The 19,516-nt window shown below is 65.3% G+C and carries 15 protein-coding genes and 1 pseudogene; 9 read left to right on the forward strand and 7 right to left on the reverse strand.

Features of this window, described 5'->3' with window-relative positions:
* Positions 1-171 precede the first annotated feature (171 nt).
* Together OG718_RS00765 and OG718_RS00770 are read right to left on the reverse strand one after the other, a co-directional pair.
* A complete protein-coding gene (locus OG718_RS00765) occupies positions 172-1,014 on the reverse strand; it encodes an SGNH/GDSL hydrolase family protein (RefSeq protein ID WP_328847658.1) in 843 nt (280 codons plus the stop codon).
* 18 nt (positions 1,015-1,032) lie between these two features.
* Positions 1,033-1,284: a DUF5999 family protein gene (locus tag OG718_RS00770; RefSeq protein ID WP_328842751.1), complete on the reverse strand. Its 252-nt coding sequence runs from the start codon at positions 1,282-1,284 to the stop codon at positions 1,033-1,035.
* Positions 1,285-1,511: 227 nt separating this feature from the next.
* On the opposite strand from OG718_RS00770, the gene OG718_RS00775 reads away from it, so the two are divergent.
* Entirely contained in the window at positions 1,512-3,812 is a 2,301-nt protein-coding gene (locus OG718_RS00775; RefSeq protein WP_328842752.1) for a helix-turn-helix transcriptional regulator, read from the forward strand.
* Between the two features lie 93 nt (positions 3,813-3,905).
* On the opposite strand, the gene OG718_RS00780 is transcribed toward OG718_RS00775, so the two are convergent.
* From OG718_RS00780 to OG718_RS00790, 3 genes are all read right to left on the reverse strand, one after another.
* Entirely contained in the window at positions 3,906-4,247 is a 342-nt protein-coding gene (locus OG718_RS00780) for a DUF2218 domain-containing protein (RefSeq protein ID WP_328842753.1), read from the reverse strand.
* A gap of 387 nt (positions 4,248-4,634) precedes the next feature.
* Positions 4,635-4,982, reverse strand: coding sequence for a DMT family transporter (locus OG718_RS54285; RefSeq protein ID WP_443054855.1), 348 nt, complete (start codon positions 4,980-4,982; stop codon positions 4,635-4,637).
* A 6-nt stretch (positions 4,983-4,988) separates the two neighbouring features.
* A complete protein-coding gene (locus tag OG718_RS00790; protein WP_328842755.1) occupies positions 4,989-5,645 on the reverse strand; it encodes an NAD(P)-dependent oxidoreductase in 657 nt (218 codons plus the stop codon).
* An 88-nt stretch (positions 5,646-5,733) separates the two neighbouring features.
* On the opposite strand from OG718_RS00790, the gene purU reads away from it, so the two are divergent.
* The 8 genes from purU (at position 5,734) to OG718_RS00835 (ending at position 17,285) form a co-directional block, all read left to right on the forward strand.
* A complete protein-coding gene (purU, locus tag OG718_RS00795; protein WP_328842756.1) occupies positions 5,734-6,582 on the forward strand; it encodes a formyltetrahydrofolate deformylase in 849 nt (282 codons plus the stop codon).
* A 334-nt stretch (positions 6,583-6,916) separates the two neighbouring features.
* A complete protein-coding gene (locus OG718_RS00800) occupies positions 6,917-7,738 on the forward strand; it encodes a mycofactocin-coupled SDR family oxidoreductase (RefSeq protein WP_328842757.1) in 822 nt (273 codons plus the stop codon).
* A 601-nt stretch (positions 7,739-8,339) separates the two neighbouring features.
* Positions 8,340-9,542, forward strand: a complete 1,203-nt coding sequence (locus OG718_RS00810; protein ID WP_328842758.1) for an IS110 family transposase — start codon at positions 8,340-8,342, stop codon at positions 9,540-9,542.
* A 569-nt stretch (positions 9,543-10,111) separates the two neighbouring features.
* Positions 10,112-11,275, forward strand: a complete 1,164-nt coding sequence (locus OG718_RS00815; RefSeq protein ID WP_328842759.1) for an aromatic ring-hydroxylating oxygenase subunit alpha — start codon at positions 10,112-10,114, stop codon at positions 11,273-11,275.
* 1,204 nt (positions 11,276-12,479) lie between these two features.
* Complete coding sequence (locus OG718_RS00820; protein WP_328842760.1) at positions 12,480-13,883, forward strand: hypothetical protein; 1,404 nt, start codon at positions 12,480-12,482, stop codon at positions 13,881-13,883.
* Positions 13,884-14,232: 349 nt separating this feature from the next.
* The gene (locus tag OG718_RS00825) at positions 14,233-14,499 is read left to right on the forward strand and encodes a hypothetical protein (RefSeq protein WP_328842761.1); all 267 of its coding nucleotides are present in this window, start codon (positions 14,233-14,235) and stop codon (positions 14,497-14,499) included.
* A 176-nt stretch (positions 14,500-14,675) separates the two neighbouring features.
* Positions 14,676-17,024 (forward strand): ATP-binding SpoIIE family protein phosphatase, encoded by a 2,349-nt coding sequence (locus OG718_RS00830; RefSeq protein ID WP_328842762.1) that lies wholly within the window; start codon positions 14,676-14,678, stop codon positions 17,022-17,024.
* Positions 17,025-17,069: 45 nt separating this feature from the next.
* Complete coding sequence (locus OG718_RS00835; RefSeq protein ID WP_328842763.1) at positions 17,070-17,285, forward strand: hypothetical protein; 216 nt, start codon at positions 17,070-17,072, stop codon at positions 17,283-17,285.
* Between the two features lie 78 nt (positions 17,286-17,363).
* Here the strand turns inward: OG718_RS00835 and OG718_RS00840 are convergent.
* Both OG718_RS00840 and OG718_RS00845 read right to left on the reverse strand, forming a co-directional pair.
* Positions 17,364-17,632, reverse strand: a pseudogene (locus tag OG718_RS00840) (DUF3533 domain-containing protein); the annotation flags it as partial.
* 275 nt (positions 17,633-17,907) lie between these two features.
* Entirely contained in the window at positions 17,908-19,500 is a 1,593-nt protein-coding gene (locus OG718_RS00845; protein ID WP_328842764.1) for a carboxylesterase/lipase family protein, read from the reverse strand.
* Positions 19,501-19,516: the final 16 nt, after the last annotated feature.

Genomic DNA, 19,516 nt, shown 5'->3' on the forward strand with positions numbered 1-19,516 from the left:
ACACCAGGCCCATGACCTGCAACTTTACGATGCACACTGCTCAGTGACGGCCGCAGTCTGGAATGGAGGGCTGAGGGCCCGCAGTACGAACCCTTGGTCCGTCCGCTTCAACGACGCGACGTACCCTTGCCGACTCGAGGACACACGCCGTCGAAGCGCGATCGCCTCGGCTCACGACATTCCGTCACCGAGGACATAAGCAACATCGACGTTTGCCTGAGTGAGACTACGGACACGACTGCAGGTTGACTGTATGGCAAGCTCTGCCCTGTCGAGAAGACGCCGCCCAAGCCGCGGGAACCCTTCGCGGACGAGCCAACGCACCTCATCAAGACGGGACAGATGCAACCCGTCGCAAGAGAGACCAGGTGGTTGGAACGAGAGTCCAAGAGCTGACAGATGGGCCGCATATTCGTCGGCGAGGGCTCGATGACCGAGCTCCGAGGGGTGGAGCCGGTCGACGGACCAGAACTCGCGGTCGTAGACGCCGGGATGAGCGCCGAGGTCTACATACACGCCCCCGAAGCGGTGGTGGATCTCGTCGAAGATGCCGTTCAGTTCGTCGATGCGATGTTGCATCCGGCGAGCGAGCAGCCTGGGAAGCCCCAAGACGCGCGAGTGATCATGGAACCGTGCGGTGAGCAGGAGCGCGCCGTGCGCGGACAGCTCGCCTGCGCTCTTGAGGAGGTCAGCTCGGATCCGATCCGCGTCCCAGCTTGCACGCATGACATCGCTGAGGCCGACGATCAAAGACGCCACATGTGGCCGATGCTGGAGCGCGGGGCGGAGTTGCTCATAGCGGACGTCCGCAACCGTCGCGCCGGGCCGAGCGACGTTGTGAAACGACACATCGTGGTCCTGTCGCATCGCGTCGGCCAGGAGGCGTGCCCAGCCGCGGCAGCGCCCGGGAAGGGGGTCGCCGATGCCGAAAGTGGCTGAGTCGCCGAGAGCGGCAAAGCGCACGTAGCTACGTCGTACGCCGACCGCGTCGGACCGGTCGTTAACGTTGAGCATGTCGATCACCTCAGATGGCTAGGCGGCTGCCGCAGATGCTGGGGGCTCGATCGTGTGGCTGTCGGGGAAGACGGCGCCACCGTCATCGAAAGCGATCACGCCGTTGCAGAGTAGGCACCATCCCTGCTCCGGATGTGCCGTGCGCACGCGCGCCAGACACGCCTCGCCAGAGTCGGCCGAGGGACAACATGGTGTGTGAGTGCACGTGCCTGCCGACGTCGATCGAGACCGCCGGGCGCGATGAGGCGTCCTGACACCGATCTGAGCCATCTAGGCCTCCTCTCGACTGTGAGCTGAGCCACCCCTTGAGGCTGGTCTCTATCGCGAGCAAGCGCATGGGCAGAAGCACGGATATGGGCGTAGGCAATGACGCCGGACATACGTAGAGCCCGGCGAATGCGACCGGGTACGCCGCCTCCACCAGCCAGACGAGCTCGCGGCCGAGCGCTCGGCCAGGGATAGGCTTGGACGGCGGACAGCATCGAAGGGAGTTGGCCATGGTCAGTGGCACCTCGCGAGCAGCTGGAAATCTGTCTGCCGAAGTGACCAACCTGGTGGGCAGGCGGGGAGAATCTGCCGAGGTTCGGCGGTTGCTCGCTGCGTCGAGGCTGGTGACGCTGACCGGACCTGGAGGTGTCGGTAAGACGCGGCTTGCCATCGATGTGGCTCGCAGACTGCAGAGCTCGTTTCACGACGGTGCTTGGCTGACTGCTCTGGCGCAACTGACCGAGCCGGATCTCCTGGTGCCGACTCTGATGTCGGCTATCGACAACGGAGCCTATGAGTCGGTCCGGGTAGAGGAGCTCACGGCACTCATCGGAGACCGGCAGATGCTGCTCGTGCTCGACAACTGCGAGCATCTCCTGGATGCCTGTGCTGCCTTGACTGCCGAGGTGCTGCGTTCATGCCCGTACATTCGGGTGCTCACGACGAGTCTGGAGCCGTTGCAGATCGACGGAGAGTCGCTGTATCGCGTACCGCCGCTGTCGGTGACGCTGTCAGGGCGGACGTTCGGTGCAGCTGTCGCGGGCTCCGATGCGGTGAAGCTCTTCATGCAGCGTGCTCGCGCGTTCAACCCTGACTTTTCGACCACCGAAGACGAAGAGCGCGCAATCGTGGACCTGTGCCGGCGTCTCGATGGGCTTCCGTTGGCCATCGAGTTGGCAGCTGCTGCCACGCGTGCCATGCCCGTCAAGGTGCTGGCAGAAAGGGCACGCGACGCCTTGACGCTGAGGTCCGCAGGAAGCCGGACGGCGCCATCGCGCCACCAGACACTGCGAGCCACGATGGACTACACATACCAGCTGTGCTCGGGGAAGGCTGGAAAGCTTTGGGCATGTATGTCCGTTTTCCGAAGTGGCGTGGACATCGTGGGACTCGAACAAGTCTGCGTCGGGGACGACCTACCCCTAGAGGACCTCTGGTCGACACTCGCTGAGCTCGTCGACAAGTCCATCGTCAACTTGAACGGTTCCCGTTACGTGATGCTTGAGGTCATCCGGCGGTATGGACAGGAGCGTCTTACCGAGCTGGGCGAGGAGGACGTCGTACGCAGCAAGCTGCGCAGTTATGTCGAAGATATCGTCGACGAGCTGCACTCTGGTTGGTTCGGCCCCGGGCAGCAGGCGGTCCTGGCCCGCGTCCTTACGGAACGGGCGAGCGTGCGGGATGTGCTCTCCGACTATCTTCGCAAGTCGGCTGACCTGCGCAGTGGTCTGCGCGTCGCGGCGAACCTCTGGCCGCTGTGGATCAGTAGCGGCAATCCCGCCGAGGGTCGGCACTGGCTGGACGCGCTACTGACGGCGTCGACGGAGCCAACGCAGGAGCGTGCGGCCGCTTTGTGGGTGGACGCACGGCTCACGCTCATGGAGGGAGACCTCACCGGAGCGCTCCGACTCCTTGACGAGTGTGAGAGCGTCGCCAGCGCCTTGGGCGATCTCGTCAGCCTCGCCCGGGCCACCACGTGCCGCGGCGGCGCCTACCTCTACGCGGGCCGCGTCGAGGACGCCATGCCTTTCCTCAAGCGGGGAGTCAAGCTCGAGCGCAATCTGCAAGACGACAATCCTCATCGTGCGGTCGGCATGGGTGAACTCGCATTCGCGCTGATCTTGCGGGGCGACCTGGAAGGCGCGGAGCAGGTTCTCAACGAGGCGAAGGCGTTCTGCGCGCGACACGGCGAACAGCTCCTCCTGTCCTGGGTCCTGGTCTATCAGGGTCTGGTCGCCCTGCTCGATGAGCGGGTCGGGGATTGCGTAGCGCTGGTCGTTGATGCCCTTGACCGGAAGCGAGCCGTTGACGACCCGCTGGGGATCACCTACGCGATCGAGATCCTCGGGTGGGCGTCGTTCGCCCGCGGGGATGCGAGACGAGCCGCTGCTCTGCTCAGCGCAAACGAGGTCAGAGCTGAACGGCCGGGAACACACCTGATGCGGGACATGCCTATGGTGGAGTGGCACGCCAGCTACGTGGGCCAGGTGCGCGAGCGCCTCGGTGCGCGAGCTTTCGAAGCGGCCTGGGAGCGCGGCCGCCGCCTCACCGGTGCCGACCTGTTCGACTACGCGCTCGCCGCCAAAGTTCCGGCAGTCCACGACGCTCCCGATCTGCCGTTGACGCCCCGCGAACGCGAGATCGCCGAGCTGGTCGCGGTTGGGAAGACCAACAAAGAGATCGCGTCGACGCTGGTCATCGCTCACCGAACGGTTGACACACATGTCGAGAACATCCTGACCAAGCTCGACTTCAAGTCGCGTACGCAGATTGCTGCCTTGTTCGGGGCTCGTGCCCGACCCGAGACCTGAGCCGACGCCAGGGCGTCACGATCGCGTGACAACGAGAGAAGCGGCCCACGCCTGCCATCGAGCCGATCGACGGACGCGGCAGAGACTGGTTACTCAGTCAACCTGCGTACGCTGCTCGGTGCCGGCCCGGCCATCCGCACGAACCCAGCGCACGGTAACTTGACCGCGCCGCGTGAAACGGACCAGGTGACGGCCTACGACGTCTTCGAGGTCGTCGAGGTCGTCGGTTGGTCCGTACACCCGCAGGATCAGCGCTTCACTGCGCGCCTCGACCTCAGCCCGGGCTTCACCGAGCGAGATCCACCCGGTGCCCTCATCATCGGACCATTCCCCGCCCGAGTGCCGCCCCAGGTGGGCCACAAGCTGCTTACCGAATCGTGCGGGTCGCTCAGTGGTCACGACTGCTGTGCTCGCGGCGGTCGGCGCGTTTGTCATGCTGATCTCCTCCGAATACCTACGTCGGGTGTGGGCTCTTCCGAGCACAGGATGCTGGCTCGGTGTGTCATACTGTCGAGCTCGATCATGGTGACCCCACCCCTCCGGCAATGAGGACGAACTCTGCCGTCATCAGCCAAGTGAAGATTCCTTTGAAGGTGATGCGGGCGACGATCGATGTCAGGACGATGCCGACGGCCGTCCAATGGCGTAGACGACACCCATGGGGATGCCTTCGTGCAGCACGAGCGCGAGCATGCAACGAGATCAGCTATCCCAGGGCCAGGAGGCCGACCCAGATCCTGCGTCCGGTTCCGTGACTCGCCACACGTAGACACAGGGTGGCGCTGACCTCGCTGATGATAGCGACAGGCAGGAAAACCCAGCTCACGGATGGCCTTCCGTGCGGGGTGTACCCCGATTCTCAGCCCGGATCTCGACGGCGAGCACACCGATGATGACAAGTCCGATCCCCGGCAACATCGTGGGGCTGAGCGGGGCATCGAAGACGCCGGCACCCATGAGGGCGATGAAGGTGACGCCGCAGGCGCCCCAGATGCCATACGCGACCCTCAAGGCCATCCCGCATCGAAGTACCTGGGTCAAGAAGTAGAACAACTGAGGTAGTCGGGGCGTACAGGGCGGGGTTCTGCTGGACCGCGCAGGCACAGCGTTGCCGTCACCTCCGTCGATCACCGCACTGAGGAACAACCTTTTGGCATGAGGCTCCATCATTCGCTCTCAGTAAGCGACGGTGAAACGGCGACGTTGCTGCTTGGACGTTTCGATCTCGTCCACGATCGCCACGGCGAGGTCCGCACCCGAGATCGGGCTGTAGCCGCCCTCTGAGTCAAGCAGCGGTGTGTCGGCGCCGACCCGGTAGGTGCCGCGCCGTTCTTGGGGGCCTGGGTATCCCGGGGGTGGACTCAGGAAGGTCCAATCCAGCTCCGTCTCGTCGAGGATCTCGGCGTAGTAGTCACGTGCGGCATGAACGCCGGCCTCGAACGGATCGGGGTACTCGGTCGTTTCGAAAAGCTGCCGCCCGTCCTCGCCGTACAGGCTGCTGGCCCCGCCGACCACCAGGAGGCGTACGCCGGCGGCCTTCGCCGCCTGGTGGATGCTTCGCGCCCCGGCTAGGAACTGGCGGTAGAGGTCCGGCGCCGTCCAGCCCGGGTTGAATGCGCTGATGACGGCGTCGACTCCCTTCAGGGCTTCGCACAGACGTGGAGTGTCGTGAACGTCGACAAGAACCGGCTCGACCCGGTCGGACGGGTCCACAGCGCCAGCTCGGCGGACGATTGCCACGACCTGGTGGCCCCGGGACACCAACTCGGGGAGGACTTCAGCTCCGACGCCGCCGGTAGCACCGATCAAAGCAATACGCATAGGATTGACCATGCCGTGTACGATATCCTATCGGATCCGATCCATATTCGAGCCAAGACGCTCGTTCGCGCCGCTCCATGTATTCGCCCTAGGAGATCCAGTGACCGACTCCTTCACGCTCACCCTGAGTTGCCCCAACCGGACTGGGATCGTGCACGCTGTGAGCGGCTACCTGCTCAAGTACGGCTGCGACATCGGTCAGCACCAGCAGTTCGACGACTCACTGAGCAACCTGCTGTTCATGCGCACCCAGGTGACCGCCCCGCTCGACATCGATCTCGAAGCAGTCTCGCGGGGATTCGAATCGGTGGCCGCGGAGTTCCAGATGAGCTACCAGTTCAACGACCGGCAGAGTGCACGCATGCTCGTCATGGTCTCCAAGCTGGGCCACTGCCTCAATGACCTGATCTTCCGATGGAAGGCCGGCTCCCTGGGCGCCGAGATCGTCGCGGTCGTGTCCAACCACGAGGACCTGCGCTCGATGGCCGAGACTGCCGGCCTCCCGTTCGTGCACGTGCCGGTCACACCGGAGACGAAGGCAAGCGCCGAGATCAGGCTCCTCCAACTCGTCGACGAGTACGACGCCGAACTCGTAGTGCTCGCACGGTACATGCAGATCCTTTCCGACGAGACCTGCAAGGAGCTGTACGGTCGCGCGATCAACATCCATCACTCTTTCCTGCCGGGATTCAAGGGCGCCAAGCCCTACCACCAGGCGTATGAACGTGGCGTGAAGCTCGTGGGAGCAACCGCGCACTACGTGACCTCAGCCCTGGACGAGGGCCCGATCATCGAGCAGGAGGTCATTCGCATCGACCACACCTACGATCCGCGGGCGCTGCAAACCGTCGGCCGGGACGCGGAGGCTCAGGCCCTCTCTCGGGCGGTGCGCTGGCATTGTGAACGCCGAGTGCTCCTCAATGGGCAAAGCACTGTCGTCTTCCAGTGATCCCGTGGCGCGGACTCGTCCAGCGATGCCAGCAGCAGGGGGCATCGCCGGACGCCTACCGCGAAGCACCGCGCTTCCTGCACGACGACCTGACGCCCGACCGGGCAGCCGACCTGCGGCGTGATACCAGAATCATTCGCGCTCGCACGCGACTTGCCCGGCTCGGTGATCCGCAGAACCAGGTGAAGTCGGTCTACGTCGCAGAGACAGCTGGCAAGTGGCGAGGCCGACAACGCGCCACACGATCACCTATGATATCAAGCACGATATCGACGAGCGATACGTAACGCGAGGGCCGGGCGACCCCGCGACTCTGACAGCGAGGGAGACATCAATGGCGCGTTTGGAAGGCAAGGTGGCGTTCGTCACCGGCGCTGCGCGTGGCATCGGGCATGCTTGTGCAGTGCGCCTTGCGGAGGAGGGTGCCGACATCATCGCCGTCGACCTGGGCAGGCAGGTCGCAAGCGTGAGTTCAGAGATGACCACCCCCGGAGGGCTTTCAGAGACGGTCGCTGCGGTGGAAGGCCTCGGTCGGCGCATTGTCGCGTCGATGGCCGACGTGCGCGACTTCGAGGCAGTCAAGGACGCGCTGGAAACGGGCATGGCCGAACTGGGTCGACTTGACATTGTCTGTCCGAACGCAGGGATCGCTTCTCATGTCGCGGTAGCAGACATGCCACTTCAGACGTGGCGGGATGTGATCGACATCAATCTGACCGGAGTCTTCCACACCTGCAAGGCTGCGATCCCGCACTTGGCCGATGGCGGCTCGATCGTGATCACCAGCTCGGTCGTCGGCCTGAAGGGTGGCAGCCACATCACACATTACTCGGCCTCCAAACACGCCGTTGTCGGCTTCATGCGCTCGCTCGCGCACGAGTTGGCCGAGCGGATGATCCGCGTGAACACGGTTCACCCAACGACGGTGAACACTCCCATGCTGCATGAGGACGAGATGATGCGGCTGTTCGTCCCAGGAGTGGAGCATCCCACCCTGGAGCAATTCGCGGAAGCATCGAAGGCGTTTCAGCTGCTGCCGGTGCCGTGGATCGAGCCACAGGACGTTGCCAACGCCGTTGCCTTCCTCGCTAGCGACGAGGCGCGCTACATCACCGGTGTCACTCTCCCCGTGGACGCGGGCACGCTGGCGCTCTAGGCTTCCGGGGAGAACTGAGGTTCCTCGGCATCTTCCGTGAAGCCGCCCAACTGGCCAGCAGGGTGCGGCGTTTGAGGATCGAATCCAGCTCGTCCGTAGCGCTGGCGTTTGATCGTCTCAATCCTGTTCACGTGTCCCTCGACGGCCCTGGAGTTCCAGGGCAGGGTCAGTCCGGCGGTGGCAGCCGCAAGGCCCTTGCGCAGGCCATTGGCGAAGACACACAGGTCCTTGATCTCACTCTGTTCGACTTCCTCAAGCCAGTGGGTGAGGCGGTAGCCGTCGCGGCGACGGAGGATCGTCGCGAAACTGCGTGCGACGATTGCGCTGCACCACAGCCCCCCCCGTTATCTTCTTCGCGGTCCTGCAAGAGGGCCGCTGGCCTCCGGGCCCGGCATGACTGTGTCCCCCTGTCCACGATGACCTGGGGGGTGGTGTTCACCGGGCCCGAGAGGTGCCGTCGGAGACGCTGATAAGAGGTCCGACTACCGCCCCGCCGAGCGCAACGCCCGGCAGTTCGTGGGCGGCAGGTCTGCATAACGTGGATGCGTGAGTACGACACCGATGCCCAGGCCGGCACCGCATCAAAGGAGTTGAGAGCCCGATGTTCGACACCGGCGACGTGGGCGTGTTCCTCGGCCTTGACGTCGGCAAGACCGCTCACCACGGCCATGGGCTGACCCCGGCCGGCAAGAAGATCTTCGACAAGCCGCTGCCCAACAGTGAGCCGAGACTGCGGGCCGTATTCGACAAACTGGCCGCCAAGTTCGGCACCGTCCTGGTGATCGTCGACCAGCCCGCCTCCATCGGCGCCCTGCCGCTGACCGTCGCCCGCGACACGGGATGCAAGGTCGCTTACCTGCCGGGACTGGCGATGCGGCGGATCGCCGACCTCTATCCGGGCGAGGCGAAGACGGATGCGAAAGACGCCGCGGTGATCGCTGACGCCGCCCGCACCATGCCGCACACCCTGCGCTCGCTGGAACTCACCGACGAGATCACAGCCGAACTCACTGTCCTCGTCGGCTTCGACCAGGACCTCGCGGCCGAGGCAACCCGCACCAGCAACCGCATACGCGGCCTGCTCACCCAGTTCCATCCCTCGCTGGAACGCGTCCTGGGACCACGCCTCGATCACCAGGCCGTGACCTGGCTGCTCGAACGCTACGGATCCCCCAAGGCCCTGCGGAAAGCAGGCCGTCGCCGGCTTGTTGAAGTGATCCGACCCAAGGCCCCGCGCATGGCCGCCCGGTTGATCGACGAGGTCTTCGACGCACTCGACGAGCAGACCGTGATCGTCCCCGGCACGGGCACCCTCGACATCGTGATCCCGTCCCTGGCCAGCCAGCTCGCAGGAGTCCATCAACAACGCCGGGCCCTGGAAGCCCAGATCAACACCCTGCTGGAACAACACCCTCTTTCCCAGGTCCTGATCTCGATGCCGGGGGTCGCGGTCAGGACCGCTGCTGTTCTGCTGGTCACCGTCGGCGACGGCACCAGCTTCCCCAGCGCCGCCCATCTCGCTTCTTACGCCGGGCTCGCCCCGACGACGAAGTCGTCGGGGACCTCGATCCACGGCGAACACGCACCCCGGGGCGGCAACCGTCAGCTGAAGAGAGCCATGTTCCTTTCGGCGTTCGCCGCCCTGCACGACCCCACCTCCCGCAGCTACTACGACCGCTGCCGGGCCCGGGGAAAGACCCATACCCAGGCACTTCTGCGCCTCGCCCGACACCGCATCAGCGTGCTCTTCGCGATGCTCCGCGACGGCACCTTCTACGAACACCGAACCCCACGCCTCGCTTGACCAAAGACATAGAGGCACCCCCCCCAGGGAAGCGGCGACCTCGGCAGCAACGACACGTGCGTCGGCGCCCGAACGCCGCCACGCCACGGCCTTGTCGCACGCTGCGGCGAGCATCGGTGCGATCAGGGAGGGTCCTCCAGGAGAGCGGCGGCCACGAGATCTGGATACCTCTGGGCTAGCGTCCACGCAGTCATGCCCCGAGCGGGTGGTTCACCAAGACGACCGGCCTGTGCTCGACGCAAGCCAGGATGTGGGCGACATCCGCGCAGTAGTTGTCGAGTACGCAGGTGCCCGGAGCGTGGCCAGACAGTCCATCTCCGCGCGATTTTCAGGATCCGGCGGTCGTCGGTGATCTCTGCCGGCAACCGGTCGTAGTCGGCCGAACCGACAGAGAGCCCGTGCAAGAACGCCACGGCGGGGCCGTCCCCCGGGACCGGCGACCTCGACGTTCAGCTCGACGCCCTCGCGGAAAGCCTACATTCACCCCCCAAAACATTGACTCATATCATATATGTTGTCATACTCGCTTGCGAGTCGGAACAGACGTACAGTTCGGAGGACCGTCCCTGATGTCCGTCACCACCGGTCAGCCCGCCACCACCCGTCACGGGAACTCCTACTTCACGAGCCTGCCGCGCGAGTGGTACACCTCGCCAGAGATCTTCCGGAAAGAGATCGACAAGATCTTCCATAGGCAGTGGATCTATGTCGGCCATGTCAGCCAAGCGAAGAACACCGGTGACTATTTCGTGGCCCGCGCGGCCACCGAGAGCATCATCGTGACCCGGGCCAAGAACGGTGGCCTCCGGGCACACTTCAACGTCTGTCGCCACCGGGGCTCGCAGCTCTGCGACGAGCTGTCCAGCGGCAACACGAAGCGATTCGTGTGCCCCTACCACAACTGGACGTACGATCTGGACGGGAAGCTCGCCGGTGCTCCGGCCACCCGCGACGGCGTCGACTTCAACTACTCCGAGTTCGGGCTTCAGGACGCGTACGTGGACACGTTCCATGGCTCGATCTATGTGTGGCTCGGTAGGGAGCAGCCTGCGTGCACTCTGCGCGAGCAGCTCACGGGTGGGGGACAGTTCCCGATCGACGACGCGAGGATCGAGATCGCAGAACCCGAGCGGCTGAAGCTCGCGCACGAGGTGCGCTACGAGATCAAGGCCAACTGGAAGCTCATGATCGAGAACAACATCGAGTGCTACCACTGCATCAGCGGTCATCCTTCGTTGATGGTGTCGTGCGATGCGACGAACTACTTCTACGAGCGCGACGAGGAGGGTGGGCTGAAGATCAAGGGGGACGGTAGCTACGGCCTGCGACCTGACATGAAGACCTTCTCCATGGATGGCGAACTCGTCTCGAAGAAGCAACTGGGCGCGCTGGAGCCTGGCGACAGCATCGTCTGGGTCGACAATTTGATGTGGAACGGCACCTGCTTCTTCACCGACCACAGTCAGCGAGGAATTGTCAACCCGCTGACGGTCGACACCTGCGAGTTGTGGATGCAGTGGTTCGTCCACGAGAACGCCGTCGAGGGTGTGGACTACGAGGTCGGCCCCCTGACGCAGGTGTTCAAGGAAGTCGCCGCAGAGGATCACGCCTTCGTTGAACGCAATGCCCGCGGAGTGAAGTCCAGTCGCTACGTTCCCGGGCCGAACAACGCGCTCCGTGAGACCGACATGGAAGCCGCGTTGACGATGTACCTGAACATGATGGAAACCTGACCGGGGCTGCGGCTCGCGCCAGTCGCGACGCAACTGGCAGTCAGGTGCGCCGCGGCTATCCCGCAGAGTCGGGCGGGCACAGGCCGGAGGCGTCGGCGACGAGTGCTTGCGAGCTTCGTGGTCCTGGCAGATCGTCAGTACGATCATCTCTTCCGCTGCATACGCGCCAGCAATCTCCTCAAGGCCGCCTCGCACCTGGTCGGGTGTGCCGACCACAGTGCGCCGCCGCGCGTTCATACCGTAGGTCTTCTCCCCGAGCCCATAGGAAGGCAAGGGCCTCCTCGGGTGACGGCACTACGATGAGCCGACCTTCGTCGAACAGCACCGCATCCGTCATGCGCGTTCTCGTCACGAGCAGCGGCGCCTCTTCCTCCGTGTTAGCCAGAGCCCACATGGCTACGGATTGCCGCGGGCCCGCGAGGCGTTCGCTTGACTCGAACCGGCTGTGGTACACCCTCGACCTGGGCACCTCGGGGATTGACAAAGCCGGCAAAGGCGTAGGTCAGGCCGAGCTGAGCCGTTAGAAAGCGCCCTTTGCTCACTCGAGCCAGGGCTCAGGCAGGTGCGGTCGACCAGGAAGGGTTCGGCTCAATCTCTGGAGCGGGTGGCCGTCAGGGAACGCCTAGTCAACGTAGGCCAGCAGCTCGACCAACTGGCCGAACAAGTCGTCCGGCGGTGTATGCGCACGATCACGCTGAAGCGCTTACCTGGTGAGGGCGTCGGTGCCAGATGACCTGCCGAAGCCGAGATCGATCCGATCCGGGCACAGGCCGCCGAGCACGCTGAAATTCTCGACGACTTTATACGGGCTGTAGTGCGGAAGCATGAACCGCCGCTACCGACGCGTATGTGAAGCGTCGCAGCCGCGAGCGGGCCAATGGGAACTTCAGGCGACGCTCCGCCACCTGGCAACGATGGAAGCCTCGGACGCCGACATGGCGCGCGAGATCCAGCGTGTTGCGCAGCGCCTGAGCCCTCGTGCAGCCCTCCGGCAGTGGCGACTGATCGAGGACACTCAGACGCAATCCCTTTGATGTCATTCGTATATGAAAACGACGAAGCGTCGACTTTGCACAGTCCCCCGCGCTGCTCACTACCCCACAAGGGCGTCACGTGGGACGTGAAACCCTCTTCTATTTTCGTCTGAAATGCTATATGATTTGGCCTGACTTGAAGAATGGTGCTCGCACAAAGGGAGAGATGAATGAGTAGCAGTGCCTCTGATGCGCCGCGCGAGTTCCAGGGGGACTGGAGCATGGACCTGGTGTGGCCAGAGGGGCTCATCGAGAAGTCCTTCGATCACAGCCCCTTCCTGCCCTACGACCCGCACATCGGGCTCTACGCGACCGAGATGGGCGTGGCGCAGCCTTGGCACTTCACCGACTGGCGCGATGAAGGTATGTCGTGGAAGGAGTCGTGCTACCTGCACGCCGGCCTGAACCCGACAGCCACGATCCGGATCACGGGTCCCGAAGCCCTCGACTTCCTCGCAGCGAATTGTGTCAACAGTTTCGCGAACTTCCCCGTCGGTCGTGGAAAGCACGCCATCATGTGCAACGACAACGGCTTCGTCGTGGCACATGGCGTGCTGCTGCGGCTTGGTGAGGAAGACTTCATCACCTACTGGCTGGACCCGTACATCACCGATCGCCTCGAGGAAGGCGGCTACGACGCCGCAGCCGAGGACGTGACCGGGAAAGTGTTCCTCTTCCAGCTCGCAGGCCCGCGCTCGCTTGAGGTGCTCGAAGCGGCGACGGCCGAGGACCTTCACGACATCAAGTTCATGGGCCACCGTCCCAGCAACGTCGACGGCCACGAGATCACCGTGCTGCGCATGGGCATGGGCGGCACCCTCGCCTACGAGGTGCACGGCCCCGTCGAGAGTGCACGGGCGGTGTACTCCGCATTCATGAAGGCTGGAGAGAGATTCGACATCCGCCGGCTCGGCTGGGGCTCCTACATGCTCAACCACACCGAGAACGGCTTCCAGCAAGGTGAATGGCACTTCGTCCCGGCACCGTACGACGGATCTGACAACCAGGATGCGGTGCCCGGACGCCGGATGATCGGGAGCCTCGGGCCAGACATCCGTGAGCGCTACTGCAGCCCTGTCGATCTCGGCTGGTCGAAGATGATCAAGTTCGATCACGACTTCCGAGGCCGCTCCGCGCTCGAGAAGCAGGTGGCGAACCCTGAACACACCACCGTCACCCTGGTGTGGAACGCCGATGACGTTGTCGACGTGTACGCCTCACAGCTGCGCGACGAAGACCCATACCAGTTCATGGAGATGCCACATGATCTCGGGTACTTTTATAGCTCTGAAGGGGGTTACGCCAACAAAGCCGACCGGGTGTCCCGGAATGGCCAGAAGGTTGGCTTCTCCTCCGGACGGGTGTACAGCGCGCACTCCCGCGAGATCCTCTCGCTCGCAGTCGTCGACGTCAGCTGCGCCAAGCCGGGCACCGAAGTCACGATCCTGTGGGGTGAGCCCGGCTCCCGTCAGAAGGAGATCCGTGCCATCACCGCGCCCGTCCCGTACCTCAATCTGACCCCCAACAAGGATTTCAACGTGGATTCGATCCCTCGTCCGGGCTCCGCGTCGTAACGGAATAACTTGGTTCACGTTCAGCGAGCGACGGACACGAAAATGAATCGTGGGTGCGTCGGTCGTGCCCTCGACGTGCCACTTGTAGAACTTGAGTACTCGGATGCGTCGGCCGCGGTTCGGATGGCCCGTACTTCTCGGGCGGGTCACCGATGAACAGGGGCACGGCGTGGCTGTAGACGTCGATCCACTTCCGACGGTCTTCGTACCACCGGGAGAACAGGGCGTCGCGCAGCCCTTCGGGACGCGCGACGCCCTGCTTGACGAGTCTCTCCGCTGAGGCGTTGGACGCAGCATCCAGGTCTCCTCGCTGGTGCCCGCTGCCGACAGCCCGCCAGCAGCAGACTGGATGGAGGGCTTCACCTCGACGCTGCCCTGCTTCATCGCCTCAGATCCCGACCTGCAAGTTTCCAGTACGAACAAACTGGAGGCGAGCCGCAGGCCGGAACTGCAACGGCATGTCGACGCTCTCTACGACGCCTACCGCGACGGCGTCCGCGAGGCGCTCGCCTGCTTCGGCGCGTCCCAGGAACTGGTGGAGATCGTCTTCGCGGCCCTGGAGGGGTCACCCACCAGGGCACCACGGGCGACCCGAAGCACACCGAGAAGGGATTGAAGCGCTGTGTCGGCTCCTCGCGGCGTACCGCGAACAGGCGTCGGCCTCGGTGTCCGGTACTACATTGAATGGATAGAAAGAATCCGGCGCGACGAACAGCAGGGCCGGTCATGACGGGTATCAGCAACTCCCACGGCACAGGACCGCAACCAGGGAACGGCGTTTCCGACGCGCTGATGGTCAATAGCGCAACCGTTGTGCTGGACGACGGCATGCGGTTGATCGGATGGAGCCGGGAAGCCGAGGAGCTGTTCGGCCACCGTCCCCTCGACGTGCTCGGCCGATCCGCCGACGAGATCCTGGCGGACACCGAGACGGGCGTTGGCCTGTGCTCGCCCGGCGACGGACGAGCAAAGGATCTTGGGATCCGGCCGGTGCGCCACCGCGACGGCCGTTCTGTGTACGTCGCCCTGGCCCTCAGCCCGCTGTCCCACGGCGCCGCCGGGGCGGCGTGGCTGGTCACGGCGACGGACGTGGAAGTGCTGCACCAACGGTCCCTTGACCGAGCCCTGCTCGTGGGGATCTACCGCGAGTTGCCCTTCTACGTGGTCCTCTACGACACCACCGCCCGCGTCCAGTGGATCAACACGGCCACCGAGAAGCAGTTCGGCATGCCGCTGCGAGAGGTCGCGGGCAGGCTCGTGAAGGACATCTTTCCGCAGGGCGAGGTACTCAGCGAGGACGGGCGGCAGCCGACCGACATCGAGGGCATCGTCGAACACGTCGCGCGGACCGGTGAGCCGATGATCGACGTCCGCTTCCGAAGCCCCACCCCCCTAGAGCCCCATCGTGAGCACGTCTGGACCTGCTCATACTTCCGGCTTCAGGAGGAAGGCCAGCGAACGATGGGAGTCTGCGAGGTCGGCCTAGACATCACCGACCGTTACGTGGCCCGACAGCGCCTGGCTCTGCTGAGCCGGGCGAGCGGAAGCATCGGCAGAACTCTCGACATCCGGCGCACGGCGGGCGACCTGGCCGAACTCGTGGTCCCCGAGTTCGCGGACACAGCCACCGTTGACCTCCTGGAACCGGTACTGAGGGGCGAGGACCCCCCGCGGTGGGACAGCAGCGCACCGCCCATATTGCGCCGAGTCGCGGAGCACACCCATCGCGCGGCGGCGAGCGGCACCGTGCCCGCCGCCTCGGACGCCGCACGCCTGCACTGCCTGACGGCCACCGAACCGCTGACAGATCCGGCCACCGGCGCGCTCGTCGCACCACTGAAGGCCCGGGGCACCGTCCTGGGCCTGGCGACCTTCGTACGATCCGAGCCGCACGCCCCCTTCGACAGCGAGGAGATCGCGCTCGCCGAGGAACTCGTCTCCCGTACCGCGGTGTGCGTGGACAACGCCCGTCGGTACACACGCGAACACGCGACCGCCCTCATGCTTCAACGAGACCTGCTACCCCGCACCCTGCCCCGGCCGGCCGGGCTTGAAATCGCCCACCGCTATCTGCCCGCCGCCGGACCCGTGGGCGTCGGCGGGGACTGGTACGACGTCATCCCGCTCTCGGGAGCCCGTGTCGGGCTGGTGGTCGGAGACGTGGCGGGACACGGCATGGGCGCGGCAGCCACCATGGGCCGCGTGCGCACCACCGTGGCTGCCCTGGCGGCACTCGACCTCTCGCCCGACGAACTGCTCGCCCGTCTGGACGACCAAGTGGCGCGCACAGGCACCTCTGAGTCGGCGGGCGACGCGTATGAGGACCAGGCTCTGGGCGTGACCTGTCTGTACGCAATCTACGATCCGGTCTCGCGGCACTGCGTCATGGCGCGGGCAGGCCACGTCCCTCCGGTTCTGGTCACCGCCGACGGACACGCCGAAGTAGTGGATCTCCCGGCCGGACCACCACTGGGTCTGGGAGGACTGCCTTTCGAGAGCGCCGACATCGAGCTGCCGGAGGACGGCATGCTCGCCCTGTTCACCGACGGACTGGTCGAGAGCCGGCAGGAGGACATCGACGTCGGTATCCGCACCCTGTGCGAAAGGCTCTCACGATCTGGGAACAGCCCACTGGAGGAGACCTGCGACGACGTCATCCACGCACTGCTGCCCCAGTCACCGGAGGACGACGCGGCACTGCTGCTGGCACGTGTTCACGCTCTGGCGCAGAACCTAGTGGAGACCTGGGACTTCCCTGCCGATCCCGGAGCGGTGGCCCGAGCGCGGTCGCTGGCCTGTACCCGGCTGGCCGCATGGGGTGCCGACGAGGCCGCATCCTTCATCGTCGAGCTTGTCGTCAGTGAACTGGTCACCAACGCGATCAAGTACGGTGGATCCCCGGTCCGTCTACGGCTCATCCGGGAACGCGGACTCATCGTCGAGGTCTCGGACGGTGGGCACACTTCCCCCCACCTGCGGCGAGCCGCGACGGAGGACGAGGGAGGCCGTGGCCTGTTCCTCGTGGCCCAGCTGACCCGGCGGTGGGGAACTCGCTACACGCCGACAGGAAAGACGATCTGGACCGAGGTGTCACCGCCCCCTACGGAGTTGCCGAGCGCTCTGTCGGCAGAGGCCTTCTGACAACTCGGCCGGCGACGGACCACAGCCCCCTGAGGACTCAGGCCTGTGGACGGCGCCCGGCTGGCGGCGCGGTGCCGACGGTGCACCGTCCAGGAGAGCAAGGCGGCGTTCCTCGCCGCGCTCCTCGACCCGGAGCACCGCCCGCCGCAGCCCCTCCGCGACGCTGCGGCATTGCTCGTCCCGTTGCCCGGTGACGAAGCGCCATCGTCACCCCCTTCAGCGCCCTGCAAGGCCCTCGCCGAGCAGAAGACCGCCACCTGAAAAACAAGTACGCCCTACGCGCGGGAGTCGAGAGCACCATCAACCAGGCCCTCGACATCACCGGCATCCGCCCTCGGCCTACCGAAGGTCCGTCTCCGACACGCCTTCTTGTCGCCGTTCGTGCCACCACGAGGCTGCCCAGGCGAGCAGCACGCCGCCGATGGCGTAGGCGGTGAGGACCCCAGAAGGCGGGCGTGATGACGTTGCCCAAGAAGTAGACGGTGTTGCGGACGGGGGTGGTGCCCGCGCCCGGCGGGAGGGCCTGACCTATGGCGCTCCAGAAAGGCCGGGAGGAGCAAGGCGGGGTAGACGCCGCCGGAGCTCGGGTTGCCCAGGACGACGAAGACTGCCTGGCAAGCCGCACGTGACCGCCGATGGTGGTCCGTGACGTATGTATGGAGCGGCCGTATGGGCCGCCCGTCGGGGCGGCCCATGGGAGACGTGGGTGATGCCGCCGCCTGAGGACGGGCCTTCTTCCCGCGTTTGGGGCGGGTTGGGAAACCGGCGTCAGGTCAGGCGGCAGCCGCTGCCGCGCGGGTGCGGCAGCACCGCTTGAGGAGCGAGCGGACGGTCACGAGGGCCACGAGCGCGGCAATTGTCGCGGTGGTCCAGTAGGGGCCGCTCAGAGAGATGATGACGCGGAGTCGGGCCAGGGGGTTCCGGGATAGGTCAGTGGGGTCAGGTCCTGCAGGGCGGGCGTGGTGCCGTCGTAAGGGAGGGCGGCGAAGACCTTGCGTTCGTTGCTGAGCGGGTCGTTCTCGACGGCCGAGTGCTTGTTGATCACCAGGGTGGGGCGGTCGGTGAGGTTGTACCGGCTCCAGTCCGCGCGTCCGGGGTTGCCGGTTCTGGCGAAGGTGGTCCACAGGTCCTGGACGTGCTCGGACAGCTGCTCTCTCCAGGTGCCGGTGCCGTAGAAGTCGGGGTCGGCGGTGAAGTTCCCGAAGACGAAGCCCAGGTCGATGGCGTGGGGTGCGCCGTACTTGCCGCCGTCCTTGGGCGAGGGTGCGGTGAACAGGCCGATCCAGACCGGAACACCGCGATGGGCGAGGACCTCGGCGGTTTTGATGGAGGGGGCGCGAAAGGCGACGTCGCCGGCGAGGGCCATGGCCACCTCCCCCTCGGTCAGATCGGGGCGGTTCTTGCGGTAGGCGGCGATGGCGGCGTCGGTGTTGCTCTCGCCGACGAGGTTAGTCAGCCAGGGCCGGTAGAGCACCTCGGGCATGTGCTCGGCCTCGGGGACCTCCTGGATCCAGTACCGGGCCTCGTCGCGGGTGGTGGTGATGATGACGGGAACCTTTGGACCGTCCGGGGAGGCGAGGCGCTTCATGGGATTCTCGGGCAGCAGCTGACCGTCGACGACGGGACCGAACGCGGTGTCGGAGAAGTCACTGTCATACAGGTCGTCGGCCGCCTGCTGGAGCTTGTCGGCGCTGAGCTTGCGCAGATCGGCGACGGTGGAGGCACCAGCGAAATCTCGGTAGGCGCGGGAGACCCTGCCTGCCTGCTTGCGGTCGGAGATGTTGGCGGAGGTGCCGCTCTGCAGGATGGCGCGGTGGTAGAGGCCGTCGGACTGCGGGCTGCCCATGATCGCGGAGATGGAGATGGAACCGGCGGACTCGCCAAAGAGGGTCACATTCGATGGGTCGCCGCCGAAGGCGGCGATGTTCTTGCGCACCCACTGCAGGCCGGCGATCTGGTCGAGCAGTCCGTTGTTGGCGCTGTTCTCGTACTCCTTGCCCAGGTCGGACAGGTCCAGGTAGCCGAAGGGGCCGAACCGGTACTGCAGTGTGACCACGACGACGCCCTTGCGGGCCAGGTCCGCGCCGTCGTAGATGGGCTCCGCAGCCGTGCCCTCCACAAACCCGCCGCCGTGGATGAACACCAGCACCGGCTTCTTGCCGCTGCCCGCGCGCGTACTCGGGACGGGCGTCCAGACGTTCACGGTCAGGCAGTCCTCCGAGATCGGTATCCCCTTGGGGACGATCTTGGCGCGTGGCTGTGGGCAGGCCGCGCCGAACTTGGTGGCGTCCCGAACGCCCGACCATGACTGCGCGGCCTGGGGCCGTCCGAACCGGAGGGCGCCGGTCGGGGGTGCGGCATAGGGGATGCCCTTGAACGCCTGCACGCCCTCACCGGCCTGCCCGCGAACCTTGCCGGCAGTCGTCGTCACCACCGGCGACGTGTCGTCGGCGATGAGCGTCAGCAGTTGGCGCATGATCATCCTCTCGTTT

The organism is Streptomyces sp. NBC_00258 (assembly GCF_036182465.1).
GTDB lineage: Bacteria > Actinomycetota > Actinomycetes > Streptomycetales > Streptomycetaceae > Streptomyces.

Bases quoted from the DNA above. Each gene is read 5' to 3' on its own strand.
- OG718_RS00765 (WP_328847658.1), bottom strand. From the start codon at position 1,014: ATGCTCAACGTTAACGACCGGTCCGACGCGGTCGGCGTACGACGTAGC.
- OG718_RS00770 (WP_328842751.1), bottom strand. From the start codon at position 1,284: ATGGCTCAGATCGGTGTCAGGACGCCTCATCGCGCCCGGCGGTCTCGA.
- OG718_RS00775 (WP_328842752.1), top strand. From the start codon at position 1,512: ATGGTCAGTGGCACCTCGCGAGCAGCTGGAAATCTGTCTGCCGAAGTG.
- OG718_RS00780 (WP_328842753.1), bottom strand. From the start codon at position 4,247: ATGACAAACGCGCCGACCGCCGCGAGCACAGCAGTCGTGACCACTGAG.
- OG718_RS54285 (WP_443054855.1), bottom strand. From the start codon at position 4,982: ATGATGGAGCCTCATGCCAAAAGGTTGTTCCTCAGTGCGGTGATCGAC.
- OG718_RS00790 (WP_328842755.1), bottom strand. From the start codon at position 5,645: ATGGTCAATCCTATGCGTATTGCTTTGATCGGTGCTACCGGCGGCGTC.
- OG718_RS00800 (WP_328842757.1), top strand. From the start codon at position 6,917: ATGGCGCGTTTGGAAGGCAAGGTGGCGTTCGTCACCGGCGCTGCGCGT.
- OG718_RS00810 (WP_328842758.1), top strand. From the start codon at position 8,340: ATGTTCGACACCGGCGACGTGGGCGTGTTCCTCGGCCTTGACGTCGGC.
- OG718_RS00815 (WP_328842759.1), top strand. From the start codon at position 10,112: ATGTCCGTCACCACCGGTCAGCCCGCCACCACCCGTCACGGGAACTCC.
- OG718_RS00820 (WP_328842760.1), top strand. From the start codon at position 12,480: ATGAGTAGCAGTGCCTCTGATGCGCCGCGCGAGTTCCAGGGGGACTGG.
- OG718_RS00825 (WP_328842761.1), top strand. From the start codon at position 14,233: ATGGAGGGCTTCACCTCGACGCTGCCCTGCTTCATCGCCTCAGATCCC.
- OG718_RS00830 (WP_328842762.1), top strand. From the start codon at position 14,676: ATGGTCAATAGCGCAACCGTTGTGCTGGACGACGGCATGCGGTTGATC.
- OG718_RS00845 (WP_328842764.1), bottom strand. From the start codon at position 19,500: ATGCGCCAACTGCTGACGCTCATCGCCGACGACACGTCGCCGGTGGTG.